Consider the following 15,213-nt stretch of genomic DNA (forward strand, 5'->3'; position numbering starts at 1 on the left):
GTATACCTCTGTTGATTCTAATGATTTGTTGCGGGGTTGGCGATAGGTTTAGCGTTAACTTAACATGAATTTTAGATAGCATTGTTGGTATTATCTAAAAAATATAAACAATGCTATCTTTCTTGATTTATAATGCATCGTTATAGAGCAAACAAGTACTATTGAAAAGCAGTTGTTATATTTGGTGATTTAATGATGAACATCTTGATTAAATTAAGTCCACACTGTGGCGGTGTTGGTTTTAGATAATAATAAGCAGATGTAAAGCTAGAAATTTATGAGTGAAATAGAGAATTATCCAGGATATGTCGTAGAGCCACGATTAATTAATTTGTATAAAGCCAATGTAGTTGGTTTTTTGTTCTTTGCTATTTTTATTTTATTATATGGACTGCCTTTTTATTTGTTATGGGATATAAAGGAAAGTTTTTCTATAATGAAAAATAATATTTATGATAAGGATTCTAATGTATGGTGGGTTTATGTAATTATTATTGTTTCGGGTATCGTTATTCATGAATTGATTCATGGTATTGTATTTGCATTTTTCGCCAAAGAGGGTTTTAAATCGATAAAATTTGGTGTTTTATGGAAGATGCTCACGCCCTATGCTCATTGTAAAGAACCCCTACAAGTTAGGGCTTATATGCTTGCTCTTGTTATGCCTTTTATTATAGTTGGTTTATTGCCAGGTATTTATTCAATTTTTACGGGGAATTTGCCACTATTACTTTTTGCAATTTTTTTCTCAGGTGCAGCATCAGGTGATTTCATGATTTTAAATTTAATTTATAAAGAGAATAAAGATAACCTGGTACTTGATCATCCTACTGAGGGAGGGTGTTTTGTTTTGAAAAAGGTTATGTAATTTAGCGGATTTCTGATTACGAAGAATATCCTATCTGAAGGGCTGGTCTAAATACCATGTAGCTAGTTCTTAATTTCTTCCAATGCCTCCAACCCAACTATTGTAATAAGAGATGCCTTGATCCCGTATATTAATACGCCATTTTGCTACTTATTTGCCAAAAAAAGAAATTTATTGCAATACAACCACAGGTTGTGGTACAAATATATCGTAATGTTTATTTTTGGTACATAAACTAAAATCTAAATCATCATGAAAATTAAAACACTTTTAAAATTTGTAGGTATAATAGCTGTTTTGGCATTTTGTGTATACCTTCTATCTAATGTTGGCGAACTTATTCGAGGATTTGAAGATGGTTTGAATGCGGCCAGAAATAAATAATAATCTTATATTAATATACATGAAAAAATATTTTATTCTCCTAATACTCTTCTTTTTTGTCACTTCTGGTGGCTTTGCGCAAAGTAATTCGATGCTATGGAAAATCTCGGGAAATGGCCTGAAACACGATTCCTATTTGTTTGGTACGATCCACATGTTGTGTCCTGACGATTTTGAAATCAAACAGAAATGCCTGGATGCGCTTAACTCAAGTGAGAAAGTCGTGTTTGAAGTTGATCTGACGAAGCCTGAAAATCTACAGATCATGCAGGCTTTCGCCGCTCCGCAGCCTGATTTTATAAAAAAATTTACTGAAAGTGATATAAAAAGTATGGATAGCATCTTGGTGCCTCAGCAGCTTTCCATTAAACTATTGGATTATGTATCGCCTGTCACGGCCATGTCCTTATTTGCAATGAAAGGTTTTAACTGTCCGGATCCAACCAAGATCAAATCATTTGAGGCCGAATTGGCAGAGATCGCAAGAATAAAGGGAAAGTCAATTGGCGAACTTGAAACTCCCGATTTTCAATTCAATCTATTAAAAGATTTGATTACGCCAAAGTTATTTATGGAGTCAGTGTTTCAGTTGGATAAGTATCCTGAGCTGACAGCTAAGATGGTAGCCGCCTATAAGAATGAAAACTTAACCGAGTTAACGGAATTGATTCAGGATCCGACTTGGATGACAGCTGAACAGAAAGAAAAGCTCTTGGCAGGACGGAATGTAAACTGGACAACGATTATTCCGAATTTAGTCAAGGAGCAGAGCTGCTTCGTTGCTGTAGGAGCTGGACACCTGTCTGGTGAAAAGGGGTTGATCTCATTACTTAGAGAAAAGGGTTATAGCCTGACGGCAATTAATTAAGGTGTTATTTTTTAGATATAAAGTAAGTAGTACGTTGATAGGGGGGGGAGACTAAATTATGTTGTTGGCAAGGAATCAAATGCTGCTTCGTAATTTAATGATGTTAGCTGTATAAAATGAGCGATATTTTTAAAGTAATAGCAATACCTAAGCATAGAAATCTGTATTTTTTTCTGGTATTCTTTTTAATTGAAGAAATGACAAATTGGGGTGCGTATTATCTTTTTGATCATTTCTCGCCAGGTTTTGCTGATATTGAGGAATATCATAAACAGGGATTGACATTTACATTTGTGTTATTGGTGATTGTGGCGCCGATCTTGGAAACTTTTTTTGCACAATTTTTTATATTGGAAGTATTACGTAAATTAAAAGTTTCCGCTTCAATTAGCGTTGTTATTGCAGCTATTGTTTTTGGTTTATTTCATTATTATAATATATGGTATATACTTGCAACTATTATTTCAGGGTTTGTATTTGCTTATTATTATATGGCATTACGTCCACAAGGAAAATGGAATAAAATTTTATTGCTGATTGCACTACATGCCATGGCCAATATAGTTGCTTTTTTTAGTACTTATGCTTAGTCGAAGCTTCTCTACAATATGGGAATAAGGTTTATTATTATTCTGATTTGTCTGCTCGCAAATCTACAATCCAAGGCTCAGATACAGTTTGTAGACGAGCAGAAAAAATTGCCCATCCCGTCGGTAAATGTCTATGATGGAACAGTAACTAAAATCTAAAGTAGCATGAAAATTAAAACACTTTTAAAATTGGGGGCTATAATAGCATTGATAGCATTCATTGTTTATGTTTTTTCTAATAGCAGCGCGCTTATCGAAGCGTTTAATGAGGGATACAATTCAACAAGGAATAAGTAATGTTGGCTGATTCCTAATATGACTATTGTTATGTTTAACGTTCAGCCATGTTAACAAAAGATAAAATAAAGTTAGTTGGTTATTTGTATCTGCTATTTATGGGAATTGGCATGGTACTCATGTTAATCATTAAATCTGTTGATACTTTTTTGGTAGTTGATTATTATAAATTGCCAAGTCTGTTGAATCATGATGTGTTTAGATCGATCAGGGCTTTAGCGCATAATAATAGCTTTTATATAATTTTATTGGCTGCTTTCTTTGCCCCGTTAGTGGAGGAGACTATGTTTCGTCTGTGGCTGTCTTTTGATCCACGGCATATAGCGATATCTCTTTCTGTTATTTTAATCTATTCCCTGTTAGGCTTTAAGAATTTATTTAAGATGAATTTAATGACCTTGGCCATCGTTTCATCTTTTTTGCTGATCTGTTTGTTGACCTATCAAATACTGAAGGGTATGAATATTGAACAATTTCTAATGAGGATTGTTTCAATAAAGGTTCTGGGCTCAATAAGTGCCATTTCATTTGGATTAGTGCACATAGCAAATTTTGCCCCTATTAATACGAGTATTTGGTTTCTTTATCCTATTTATGTACTTCCACAGATCATCCTTGGATATTTGACAGTTTTTCTAAGGGTAAGGTATGGATTTATATATGGGGTGGTGCTGCATGTGTTGGTGAATTTTGTTGCTGTTCTTGTGAAAATTTAAACACAATACGCGAAAGTCTATAATATGAATAATTTATTTAAATAAAATTAGGCTATGGAAATTTTAAAATCTGAAAGGGTTAAGTATCTCCTATATGCTTTGGTCATAATCGGTTTTTTGATTGCATTGATCAACAATTTTGATGCTTTTATGCAAGGCGTAAATGCGGGAATAGATGATGTCTTTGGAAATAGCGGAGACAGGAGTTAGCGTTCGGAGAAAATTATGAAACAAGGTTATTCGGTGATGGCAATTGAGTACAAATGGAAGGATGTCGGAATAGATTGAACCTTTACAAAGAAAAACCTAAATTCCTGAAAAATTAAAAGTTAGATACTTGCAGGATTCAAATCTTCTTATTAACTTTGCACCTCGGTTGGGGTGTTACGTCCCGATCGATGAATGTTACGTTATTTGCTTCCAACTTACTAACAGACATTTAACAAAATTAAATTCAAAACAAAATGGCAAAAGAAGTCAGTGCGTTAGTAAAATTACAAGTTAAGGGCGGAGCTGCGAATCCTTCACCTCCAGTAGGACCTGCATTAGGTGCTAAAGGTGTGAATATCATGGATTTCTGTAAACAGTTCAACGCTCGTACGCAAGACAAACCAGGTCAAGTATTACCTGTTGTCATTACAGTTTACGCGGATAAGTCATTTGATTTTATCATCAAGACTCCACCGGTAGCAGTTCAATTAAAAGATGCTGCTAAATTAAAAAGTGGATCTGGCGAGCCTAACCGTAAAAAGGTTGCGGCTATCACTTGGGAACAAGTTGAGACTATCGCTAAAGATAAAATGCCTGATTTAAATGCATTTACTGTAGAGGCTGCTATGAGAATGGTAGCTGGTACAGCACGTAGTATGGGTATTACTGTATCCGGTAATGCTCCTTGGAACAATTAATTAAGAAATCAATTTAAGAAAAGTGGCTAGATTAACAAAAAATCAAAAAGCGGCACTATCCAAAATTGAAGCTGGTAAAGCATACTCTTTGAAAGAAGCTTCGGCTTTAGTTAAAGAAATCTCATTGACCAAATTTGATGCTTCTGTGGATATCGACGTTCGTTTGGGCGTAGATCCTCGTAAAGCAAATCAAATGGTGCGTGGTATTGCAACATTACCTCACGGTACTGGTAAAACTGTTCGCGTTTTAGTTTTGTGTACTCCTGATAAGGAAGAAGAAGCTAAAGCAGCAGGTGCAGACTACGTAGGTTTAGATGATTACATCAGCAAAATTGAAGGTGGTTGGACTGACGTTGATATCATTATTACTATGCCTAGTGTTATGGCTAAAGTTGGTAAATTGGGTCGTATTTTAGGTCCAAGAAACTTGATGCCTAACCCTAAAACTGGTACAGTTACAACAGAAGTTGGTAAAGCTGTAACAGATGTAAAAGGTGGTAAGATCGATTTCAAAGTTGACAAAACCGGTATCATCCATACTTCTATTGGTAAAGCGTCGTTCGATGCAGATAAAATATATGATAACGCATTAGAGGTATTACAAACTCTAGCTCGTTTGAAACCATCTGCAGCTAAAGGAACTTACTTTAAAAGTATTCACATTTCCTCAACTATGAGTCCTGGTATTCATATTGAGACTAAATCAGTAGCAGGTATTTAATCATGAGAAAAGAAGAAAAACAAGAAATTGTTCAAGCTTTGGCCGAACAGATTAAATCTTACGGTAACTTCTATATTACCGATACTGCTGAGTTGTCCGTTGAAAAAGTGAATAGCATTCGTCGTAAATGTTTTGAGCAAGGTATCGAAATTAAAGCTGTTAAAAACACTTTAATTAAGAAAGCATTGATCGAAGCTGGTGTTGAAGAAGAAGATATTTTTGGAACGCTTAAAGGTGCGTCTACAATGATGTTTTCTGAAGTCGCTAATGCACCTGCTAAATTGATCAAAGAATTGCGCAAAACAGGTGAGAAACCGTTGTTAAAAGCGGCTTTCATTGAGGCAACAGCATTCGTAGGAGATAATCAATTAACTGCATTAGTTAATCTTAAATCTAAAAACGAACTTATCGCTGACGTTATCGCTGCATTGCAGTCACCTGCGAAAAATGTTATTTCGGCTCTTCAATCAGGAGGAAATACTGTTGCAGGTTTAGTAAAAGCTTTAGAAGAAAGAGGTTAACGAATCCTCTAGAACAGAATCATTCGTTACAATTTAATTAACAATTTTTACAAAGTACATTCAAAAATTCAAAATAAAATGGCAGATTTAAAACAACTTGCTGAACAGTTAGTTAACTTAACAGTAAAAGAAGTTAAAGAATTAGCTGATATCTTAAAAGACGAGTATGGCATCGAGCCTGCTGCTGCTGCTGTTGCTGTAGCTGCTGCTCCAGCTGAAGGTGGTGCTGCTGCTGCAGAAGAGAAAACTTCATTTGACGTTATCTTGAAAGAAGCTGGTGGTCAAAAATTAGCTGTAGTTAAATTGGTTAAAGATTTAGCTGGATTAGGCTTGAAAGAAGCTAAAGATTTAGTTGACGGAGCACCTAAAGAATTGAAAGCTGGTGTATCTAAAGACGAAGCAGAAGCTTTGAAAAAACAATTAGAAGAAGCTGGTGCTGTTGTTGAGATTAAATAATCTCAACTAATTAGCCCGAAAAGGTTTAGACTCTGACGATTTTTCGTCAGAGTCTATTCCTATTTATATCAATACGCCACTATGCTGTGTATATGCTGGGCACAGTGGACATGTGGTTTACAGCATACATGTAAGCGCAGTTTTTTTAAAACTAAAATTCATATTCCCTTGGCAAACAATAATATTCAACAAGAAAGAATAAACTTTGCAACAAGTAAGAAAGTATTGGAATATCCAGATTTCTTAGATGTGCAATTGGAATCTTTCAAGGAGTTTTTTCAATTAGAAACTACTTCTGACAACCGCCATCAGGAAGGGCTGTTCAAGGTATTCTCGGAAAACTTCCCTATTTCTGATTCAAGAAACATTTTTGTGCTAGAGTTTTTGGATTATTTCATTGATCCACCACGTTATGATATCCAAGAGTGTATCGAGCGCGGCTTGACTTATAGCGTTCCTTTAAAGGCTAAGTTAAAGTTATCTTGTAATGATGAAGAACACGAAGATTTCGAAACTATTGTTCAGGATGTATATTTAGGGACTATCCCTTATATGACTCCTAAAGGTACTTTCGTGGTAAATGGTGCAGAGCGTGTCATCGTATCGCAATTACACCGTTCACCGGGCGTTTTCTTTGGTCAAAGTAGACACACAAATGGTACTAAACTTTATTCTGCAAGGGTAATTCCTTTCAAAGGATCTTGGATCGAGTTCGCAACAGACGTAAACAACGTCATGTATGCGTATATCGACCGTAAAAAGAAATTCCCAGTTACTACCTTATTGCGTGCTATCGGTTACGATTCGGATAAAGATATCTTGGAATTGTTCGATTTAGCGGATGAAGTAAAAGTTAGTAAATCTGGTCTTAAAAAATATGTTGGTCGTCGTCTTGCGGCTAGGGTATTGAAAAAATGGGTAGAAGATTTCGTGGATGAGGATACTGGTGAAGTAGTATCTATCGACCGTAACGAAATTATCCTTGAGCGTGAAACTGTTCTAGAAGAAGATCACATTGATTTGATCATCGAAGCTGGCGTTAAGTCTATTATTTTAGCGAAAGATGATGACTCAAACAATGCGGACTATTCTATTATATATAACACTTTACAAAAAGATACATCCAACTCCGAAAAAGAAGCGGTAGAACATATCTATCGTCAATTGCGTAACGCTGAACCACCCGATGAGGAAACAGCTCGTGGTATCATCGACCGTTTGTTCTTCTCGGATAAACGTTATGATCTGGGCGACGTTGGTCGTTACCGTATCAACCGTAAATTGAAGTTGGATACTCCGGACGATACGAAAGTATTGACACGTGAGGACATCATCGCAATTGTGAAGTATTTGATCAATTTGATCAACTCTAAAGCTGAGGTGGATGATATTGACCACTTGTCAAATCGTCGTGTACGTACTGTAGGCGAACAATTATATGCTCAATTTGGTGTAGGTCTATCTCGCATGGCCCGTACAATCCGTGAGCGTATGAACATCCGCGATAATGAAGTGTTTACGCCAACGGATCTGATTAATGCACGTACACTTTCGTCGGTAATCAATTCGTTCTTCGGTACTAACCAGTTGTCTCAGTTCATGGACCAAACCAATCCTCTTGCTGAAATTACGCACAAGCGTCGTTTGTCAGCTTTAGGTCCTGGTGGTCTTTCCCGTGAGCGTGCAGGTTTCGAAGTCCGTGACGTTCACTATACACACTATGGTCGTCTTTGTACAATCGAAACACCGGAGGGTCCAAACATCGGTTTGATCTCTTCGTTGGCTGTACACGCGAAAATTAACCACTTAGGTTTTATCGAAACTCCTTACCGTAAGGTAAAAGATGGGGTTGTTGTGGTCGACGAACCGGTAGTATACTTATCTGCTGAAGATGAAGATGGCAAAACAATTGCACAGGCGAATGCTTTGTATGATGACAAAGGTAATTTCGAAGATGCAAAAGTGAAAGCCAGATATGAGGGTGACTTCCCGATTATCGAGCCTAATATGCTTGATTATATGGACGTCGCTCCAAACCAAATTACATCTATTGCGGCCTCGTTGATTCCTTTCTTGGAACACGATGATGCCAACCGTGCATTGATGGGATCGAACATGCAACGTCAGGCTGTGCCTGTATTGCGCCCGCAAGCTCCTATCGTAGGTACTGGTCTTGAAGGTCGTGTAGCGAAAGATTCACGTACTTTGATCAATGCTGAAGGTCACGGTGTGGTAGAGTATGTAGATGCTGATGAAATTAAGATCCGTTATGACAGAAACGACGATGATCGTCTTGTATCATTTGATGATGATGTCAGAACATATAGATTGATCAAATTCAAGAAAACCAACCAGAATACTTGTATGAACTTGAAGCCTATCGTTAGAAAAGGCCAACGAGTTGAACCAGGACAAGTATTGTGTGAAGGTTATGCTACTGAAAATGGTGAATTGGCATTGGGTCGTAACTTGAAAGTAGCGTTCATGCCTTGGCAAGGATATAACTTTGAGGATGCGATCGTAATTTCTGAGCGTGTAGCGAAAGAAGACTGGTTTACTTCTCTTCACATTGAAGAATTCGAACTTGAAGTTCGTGATACGAAACGTGGTGAGGAAGAATTGACAGCTGATATTCCTAACGTATCTGAAGAAGCGACAAAAGACTTGGATGAAAACGGTATTATCCGTATTGGTGCAGAAGTTGGTGGTGGCGATATCTTGATCGGTAAAATCACACCTAAAGGTGAGTCTGATCCTTCTCCAGAAGAGAAATTATTACGTGCAATCTTTGGTGACAAAGCTGGCGACGTGAAAGATGCTTCATTGAAAACGCCGCCTTCGTTGAAAGGTGTTGTGATCGATACGAAGTTGTTCTCCCGTGCGAAGAAAATGTCTAAAGAGGTTGAACGTAAAACTTTAGAGAAACTAGAGGTTGCTCACGATAGAGCTGTTAAATCATTGAAAGAGCGTTTGGTGGAAAAATTATTCACTGTGGTGAATGGTAAAACAAGCCAAGGTGTATACAATGTATATAAAGAGTTGTTGGTCGCTAAAGGCGCTAAGTTTACACAAAAAATCTTAGCTGAATTAGATTACAACAACATCAACCCAATGGGATGGACAACTGACGAAGATAAAAATGAGTTGATCAAAATGGCCCTTCATAATTACAATATCAAAATTAATGAAGAGTTAGGTGCGTTCAAACGTGATAAATTCGCAGTATCTGTCGGGGATGAACTTCCATCAGGAATCGTGCAGATGGCTAAAGTTTACGTCGCTAAAAAACGTAAATTGAAAGTAGGGGATAAGATGGCTGGTCGTCACGGTAACAAAGGTATCGTTGCACGTATCGTACGTGATGAGGATATGCCTTTCTTGGAAGATGGTACACCTGTTGATATCGTGTTGAACCCACTTGGGGTACCTTCACGGATGAACTTGGGACAGATCTACGAAACCGTATTGGGTTGGGCTGGTCAAAAATTAGGTGTTAAGTTTGCGACGCCAATCTTTGACGGTGCTGAAATGGATCAGGTACAAGACTGGGTGGCGAAAGCTGGTTTGCCAAAATCCGGACGTACATATTTGTATAACGGATTAACAGGTGACCGTTTTGATCAACCAACGACTGTAGGTGTAATTTACATGTTGAAATTAGGTCACATGGTTGATGATAAAATGCACGCGCGTTCAATCGGTCCTTACTCATTGATCACGCAACAGCCGCTGGGTGGTAAAGCACAATTCGGTGGTCAGCGTTTCGGTGAGATGGAGGTTTGGGCATTGGAAGCATTCGGTGCATCTAACATCCTTCAAGAGATCTTGACTGTGAAATCGGATGATGTGGTTGGTCGTGCCAAAACTTACGAGGCAATCGTAAAAGGTAACAATCTTCCAACACCATCGGTACCAGAATCGTTCAACGTATTGGTACACGAGTTGCGCGGATTGGGTCTAGATATCACATTGGATTAATTAAGCAATTAGGGCTTTGAAGGGCTCCAGTCCTTCAAAGCTTCTTTATAAAGCTTTAACTTTTGAATAAGTATGTCTTACAAAAAAGATAATAAAATTAAAAGCAACTTCACTTCGATTACGATCAGCTTGGCTTCTCCAGAAACTATTTTGGAACGCTCAAGTGGTGAAGTTACAAAACCGGAAACGATTAACTATCGTACCTACAAACCAGAACGTGATGGTTTATTCTGTGAGCGTATTTTTGGTCCTGTAAAGGATTACGAATGTCACTGTGGTAAATACAAACGTATCCGTTATAAAGGTATCGTGTGTGACCGTTGTGGTGTTGAAGTAACGGAGAAAAAAGTACGTCGTGAGCGTATGGGACACATCAACTTGGTGGTTCCTGTTGCGCACATCTGGTACTTCCGCTCTCTTCCTAATAAAATCGGTTATTTATTGGGACTTCCTACCAAGAAATTGGATATGATCATTTACTATGAACGTTATGTGGTTATCCAAGCTGGTATTAAGGAAGAAGATGGTATCAACTTTATGGACTTCTTGACTGAAGAAGAATATTTAGATATTTTAGATACTTTACCAAAAGAAAATCAATATTTAGACGATAACGATCCTCAAAAATTTGTCGCTAAGATGGGGGCTGAGGCGTTGGAAGATTTGTTGAAACGTATTGATTTGGATCAATTATCTTACGATTTACGTCACCAAGCTGCTAACGAGACTTCGCAACAACGTAAAAATGAGGCGTTAAAACGTCTTCATGTTGTTGAAGCTTTCCGTAGCTCACGTGAAAATATCGAGAATCGTCCAGAATGGATGATCGTAAAGATTGTTCCAATCATTCCGCCTGAATTGCGCCCTTTGGTGCCTTTGGATGGTGGCCGTTTTGCGACTTCGGATTTGAACGACTTATACCGTCGTGTGATTATCCGTAACAACCGTCTAAAACGTTTGATTGAAATCAAAGCTCCAGAAGTAATCTTACGTAACGAAAAACGTATGCTTCAAGAAGCGGTAGATTCATTGTTTGACAACTCGCGTAAAGTGAATGCTGTTAAGACTGAAGGTAACCGCGCGTTGAAGTCTTTGTCTGATATTTTGAAAGGTAAACAAGGGCGTTTCCGTCAAAACTTATTAGGTAAGCGTGTGGATTATTCGGCTCGTTCGGTAATTGTGGTAGGTCCTCACTTGAAATTACACGAGTGTGGTCTTCCTAAAGATATGGCTGCTGAACTTTACAAACCGTTTATCATCCGTAAGATGATCGAGCGTGGTATTGTGAAAACAGTAAAATCAGCTAAAAAAATCGTAGATCGTAAAGATCCGGTTGTATGGGATATCCTTGAAAACGTATTGAAAGGTCACCCTGTATTACTAAACCGTGCACCTACGCTTCACCGTTTGGGTATTCAAGCTTTCCAGCCTACCTTGGTAGAGGGTAAAGCGATTCAATTACACCCATTGGTGTGTACAGCGTTCAACGCCGATTTTGACGGTGACCAGATGGCGGTTCACTTACCTCTAGGTAATGCCGCAGTTTTGGAAGCCCAAATTTTGATGTTGGCAGCACACAATATCTTAAATCCTGCGAACGGTTCGCCGATCACAGTACCATCTCAAGACATGGTATTGGGTCTTTACTATATTACTAAAGGCCGTAAAACTGCTGGTGATCATATCGTAAGAGGTCAAGATATGATTTTCTATTCGGCTGAAGAGGTCATCATTGCTTTAAATGAGAAGCAAATCGATCTTCACGCTTGGATTAAAGTAAAAACAAAAGTTAGACAAAAAGATGGTAGCATCGTTGATACCTTATTAGAAACAACTGTGGGTCGTGTGATCTTCAACCAAGTTGTTCCTGAAGAAATGGGATTTGTCAATGAATTGCTTACCAAAAAATCTTTGCGTAATATCATCGGTGAGATTGTGAAGACTACGGGTATGGCTCGTGCAGCGCAATTCTTGGATGATATGAAAGAATTGGGATATCAAACAGCCTTCAAAGGTGGTCTTTCTTTCAACTTGGAAGATTTGAACATTCCTGCTGCGAAAGCTGAGTTGATCCAACAAGCAACGAACGAAGTTGAAGAAGTGATGAACAACTATAACATGGGTTTCATTACCAACAACGAACGTTACAATCAAATCATCGATATCTGGACGCGTATCAACAATAGATTGACAGCGCACGTAATGGATATTCTTTCTAACGATAATCAAGGTTTCAACTCAGTTTATATGATGTTGGATTCTGGAGCCCGTGGTTCGAAAGAGCAGATCCGTCAGTTATGTGGTATGCGTGGTCTGATGGCGAAACCTCAAAAATCCGGTACTTCAGGTGGTGAGATTATTGAAAACCCGATCCTGTCAAACTTTAAAGAAGGTTTGTCCGTATTGGAGTACTTTATCTCTACCCACGGTGCGCGTAAAGGTCTTGCGGATACGGCGTTGAAAACGGCGGATGCGGGTTACTTGACTCGTCGTTTACATGACGTTGCTCAGGATATGATCGTTGTGGAGCAAGATTGTGGTGGTTTACGTGGTATTTACACAACAGCATTAAAAGATAATGATGATGTAGTTGAGCCATTGTTCGATCGTATTTTGGGTCGTACACCATTACATGATGTATTCCATCCGGAAACAGATGAGTTAATTGTTTCTGCAAACGAAGATATCACGGAGGAAATCGCTGAAGTCATCGAGAAATCAGGTATTGAGGGTGTCGAAATTCGTACTGTATTAACTTGTGAATCGAAACGTGGTGTGTGTGCTTGTTGTTACGGTCGTAACTTGGCGTCCGGTAAACGTGTTCAATTGGGTGAAGCTGTCGGTGTTATCGCAGCTCAATCAATCGGTGAGCCGGGTACACAGTTAACACTTCGTACGTTCCACGTGGGTGGTACGGCATCAAACATCGCCGCAGACTCAAGCATCATTTCTAAATACGATGGTAGAATCGAATTTGAAAATGTGCGTACCGTTTCGCAAACAAATGACAATGGTACACATCAAGTCGTTTTAGGACGTTCTGGTGAGGTTAAGATCATTGATGCACATAATAAAATTGTATTCCAACAAAATATCCCTTACGGTTCGCAATTGTTCGTTGAAGACGGTGGTACTGTAGCTAAAGGGGATAAATTGGTAGAATGGGATCCATATAACGCGGTAATTATCTCTGAATTTGCTGGTAAAGTTGAGTTTGATGCAATCATCGAAGGTGTTACCTTCCGTGAAGAATCAGATGAGCAAACTGGTCACAAAGAGAAAGTAATTATTGAAACACGTGATAAAACGAAAAACCCATCCATCAAGATTCTTGATAAATCCGGAGAGGTTATCCGTACGTACAATATACCGGTGGGCGCCCACGTTGCTGTTGCTAACGGGGTGACTGTGAAAGAAGGTGGTATCTTAGTTAAGATTCCTCGTTCTACTGGTAAAACACGAGATATCACGGGTGGTCTTCCACGTGTAACCGAGCTATTCGAAGCACGTAACCCTTCTAACCCTGCTGTCGTGACAGAAATCGATGGTGTGGTAACATTAGGTGGTGTGAAACGTGGTAACCGTGAGATGTCGATAGAATCACGTGATGGTCAAATCAAGAAATACTTGGTGCCACTTTCTAAACATATCCTTGTTCAGGATAATGACTTTGTGAAAGCAGGTATGCCATTATCGGATGGTTCGATTTCTCCAGCAGATATCTTATCGATTAAAGGACCGTCAGCGGTGCAACATTACATCGTGAATGGTATCCAAGAGGTATACCGTCTTCAAGGTGTGAAGATCAACGATAAGCACTTCGAAACGATCGTTCACCAGATGATGCAAAAAGTTAACATTGAGGATCCGGGAGATACACGTTTCTTAGAAAAAGAAGCTGTAAACAAATGGGACTTCATGGAAGAGAATGATTCTTTGTTTGACAAAAAAGTCGTTGTCGATGCGGGAGATTCCAATAGCTTACGTCCAGGACAAATTGTTTCTTTACGTAAGTTGAGAGAGGAGAATTCAAGCTTGAAACGTCGTGACTTAAAACTTGTAGAAGTGCGTGAAGCAATTCCAGCAACTTCAAGTCCATTGTTGCAAGGTATCACTAGAGCATCGTTGGGTACGAAATCGTTCATCTCAGCGGCCTCTTTCCAAGAGACTACTAAAGTGTTGAACGAAGCTGCTATCGCTGGTAAACGTGACAACTTGTTAGGTTTGAAAGAAAACGTAATCGTTGGTCACTTGATCCCTTCAGGTACAGGTATCCGTCAATACAGCAACTTAATTGTCGGTTCTCGTGAAGAATACGATCAATTGTTGGCTTCGAAAGAAGAAGATTAATCTAGCATAGATTATTTCATATAGAAAGGTCCAGGCGCATGTCTGGACCTTTTTTTGCTTTATGGAACTAGGTTTTTATGAATTCTTATTCTTAAGGATGTTAATTAGCTATATATTGTCTTGTTGAAAATAATCTAGGATCACCTTCTATTTCACTTTGGATAAGAGAAAAATTATGGGAATTGCTGTTGTCTTATCCATTTTTAGCCAACGGATTGTTGTTAATGATTGGGATTCGGGTTGGTTTTTAGATAAAGTTGTTGGTTATTTAACCTATGATTTGATCTGTTTGAATTGTTTGCCGAAGGCGTCTTTAAAAATAAATCGTTCAATGTTACAGTAAGTTAACGCTAATATTAAAAAATAATAAACAAAAGGCTTGGAAGTTTGCCCGAAAACTCCCTATCTTTGCACCACTCCGCAAGGGAGGAACGGTTGCTTCGAAAGAAGGAATCCTGAAAAAAGAAGGGTTTAACGGGAGTTAGGCGCAGAAATTGGAAAAAGAAAAAGAAAAAAAACTTCAAAAGTTTTTTGGAAGTTCGGAAAATATTTCTAC

Annotated in this window: 12 protein-coding genes; all 12 read left to right on the forward strand. The window is 38.4% G+C overall.

Annotated features, from left to right (window positions below):
- The first annotated feature begins 277 nt into the window (after positions 1–277).
- The 12 genes from G6053_RS04930 (at position 278) to rpoC (ending at position 14,657) form a co-directional block, all read left to right on the forward strand.
- On the forward strand, positions 278–868 hold the full coding sequence (locus G6053_RS04930; RefSeq protein WP_165305684.1) for a DUF3267 domain-containing protein: 591 nt from the start codon (positions 278–280) through the stop codon (positions 866–868).
- A 252-nt stretch (positions 869–1,120) separates the two neighbouring features.
- Positions 1,121–1,252, forward strand: a complete 132-nt coding sequence (locus G6053_RS30885) for a hypothetical protein (RefSeq protein ID WP_277603201.1) — start codon at positions 1,121–1,123, stop codon at positions 1,250–1,252.
- 19 nt (positions 1,253–1,271) lie between these two features.
- Positions 1,272–2,120, forward strand: a complete 849-nt coding sequence (locus tag G6053_RS04935) for a TraB/GumN family protein (protein ID WP_165305685.1) — start codon at positions 1,272–1,274, stop codon at positions 2,118–2,120.
- A gap of 116 nt (positions 2,121–2,236) precedes the next feature.
- On the forward strand, positions 2,237–2,710 hold the full coding sequence (locus tag G6053_RS04940; RefSeq protein ID WP_108635841.1) for a CPBP family intramembrane glutamic endopeptidase: 474 nt from the start codon (positions 2,237–2,239) through the stop codon (positions 2,708–2,710).
- A 344-nt stretch (positions 2,711–3,054) separates the two neighbouring features.
- The gene (locus tag G6053_RS04945) at positions 3,055–3,723 is read left to right on the forward strand and encodes a CPBP family glutamic-type intramembrane protease (RefSeq protein ID WP_108635840.1); all 669 of its coding nucleotides are present in this window, start codon (positions 3,055–3,057) and stop codon (positions 3,721–3,723) included.
- A gap of 54 nt (positions 3,724–3,777) precedes the next feature.
- The gene (locus G6053_RS04950; RefSeq protein ID WP_165305686.1) at positions 3,778–3,933 is read left to right on the forward strand and encodes a hypothetical protein; all 156 of its coding nucleotides are present in this window, start codon (positions 3,778–3,780) and stop codon (positions 3,931–3,933) included.
- A 254-nt stretch (positions 3,934–4,187) separates the two neighbouring features.
- Positions 4,188–4,631, forward strand: a complete 444-nt coding sequence (gene rplK, locus G6053_RS04955; RefSeq protein WP_028072660.1) for a 50S ribosomal protein L11 — start codon at positions 4,188–4,190, stop codon at positions 4,629–4,631.
- Positions 4,632–4,653: 22 nt separating this feature from the next.
- Positions 4,654–5,352 (forward strand): 50S ribosomal protein L1, encoded by a 699-nt coding sequence (gene rplA, locus G6053_RS04960; RefSeq protein ID WP_046672240.1) that lies wholly within the window; start codon positions 4,654–4,656, stop codon positions 5,350–5,352.
- Positions 5,353–5,354: 2 nt separating this feature from the next.
- Entirely contained in the window at positions 5,355–5,873 is a 519-nt protein-coding gene (gene rplJ / locus G6053_RS04965) for a 50S ribosomal protein L10 (RefSeq protein ID WP_108635839.1), read from the forward strand.
- Between the two features lie 78 nt (positions 5,874–5,951).
- Positions 5,952–6,329, forward strand: a complete 378-nt coding sequence (gene rplL / locus G6053_RS04970; RefSeq protein ID WP_002992785.1) for a 50S ribosomal protein L7/L12 — start codon at positions 5,952–5,954, stop codon at positions 6,327–6,329.
- A gap of 168 nt (positions 6,330–6,497) precedes the next feature.
- A complete protein-coding gene (gene rpoB, locus G6053_RS04975; RefSeq protein WP_108636101.1) occupies positions 6,498–10,307 on the forward strand; it encodes a DNA-directed RNA polymerase subunit beta in 3,810 nt (1,269 codons plus the stop codon).
- A gap of 72 nt (positions 10,308–10,379) precedes the next feature.
- Positions 10,380–14,657, forward strand: a complete 4,278-nt coding sequence (rpoC, locus tag G6053_RS04980) for a DNA-directed RNA polymerase subunit beta' (RefSeq protein WP_108635838.1) — start codon at positions 10,380–10,382, stop codon at positions 14,655–14,657.
- Positions 14,658–15,213 lie beyond the last annotated feature (556 nt).

The sequence above is a fragment of the Sphingobacterium sp. DR205 genome (genome assembly GCF_011064245.1).
Lineage (GTDB): Bacteria > Bacteroidota > Bacteroidia > Sphingobacteriales > Sphingobacteriaceae > Sphingobacterium > Sphingobacterium athyrii.

Coding starts and splice junctions, on each gene's coding strand:
- G6053_RS04945 (WP_108635840.1), top strand. CDS start 3,055: ATGTTAACAAAAGATAAAATAAAGTTAGTTGGTTATTTGTATCTGCTA.
- rpoC (WP_108635838.1), top strand. CDS start 10,380: ATGTCTTACAAAAAAGATAATAAAATTAAAAGCAACTTCACTTCGATT.
- G6053_RS04930 (WP_165305684.1), top strand. CDS start 278: ATGAGTGAAATAGAGAATTATCCAGGATATGTCGTAGAGCCACGATTA.
- G6053_RS04950 (WP_165305686.1), top strand. CDS start 3,778: ATGGAAATTTTAAAATCTGAAAGGGTTAAGTATCTCCTATATGCTTTG.
- G6053_RS04935 (WP_165305685.1), top strand. CDS start 1,272: ATGAAAAAATATTTTATTCTCCTAATACTCTTCTTTTTTGTCACTTCT.
- G6053_RS30885 (WP_277603201.1), top strand. CDS start 1,121: ATGAAAATTAAAACACTTTTAAAATTTGTAGGTATAATAGCTGTTTTG.
- G6053_RS04940 (WP_108635841.1), top strand. CDS start 2,237: ATGAGCGATATTTTTAAAGTAATAGCAATACCTAAGCATAGAAATCTG.
- rplL (WP_002992785.1), top strand. CDS start 5,952: ATGGCAGATTTAAAACAACTTGCTGAACAGTTAGTTAACTTAACAGTA.
- rplK (WP_028072660.1), top strand. CDS start 4,188: ATGGCAAAAGAAGTCAGTGCGTTAGTAAAATTACAAGTTAAGGGCGGA.
- rplJ (WP_108635839.1), top strand. CDS start 5,355: ATGAGAAAAGAAGAAAAACAAGAAATTGTTCAAGCTTTGGCCGAACAG.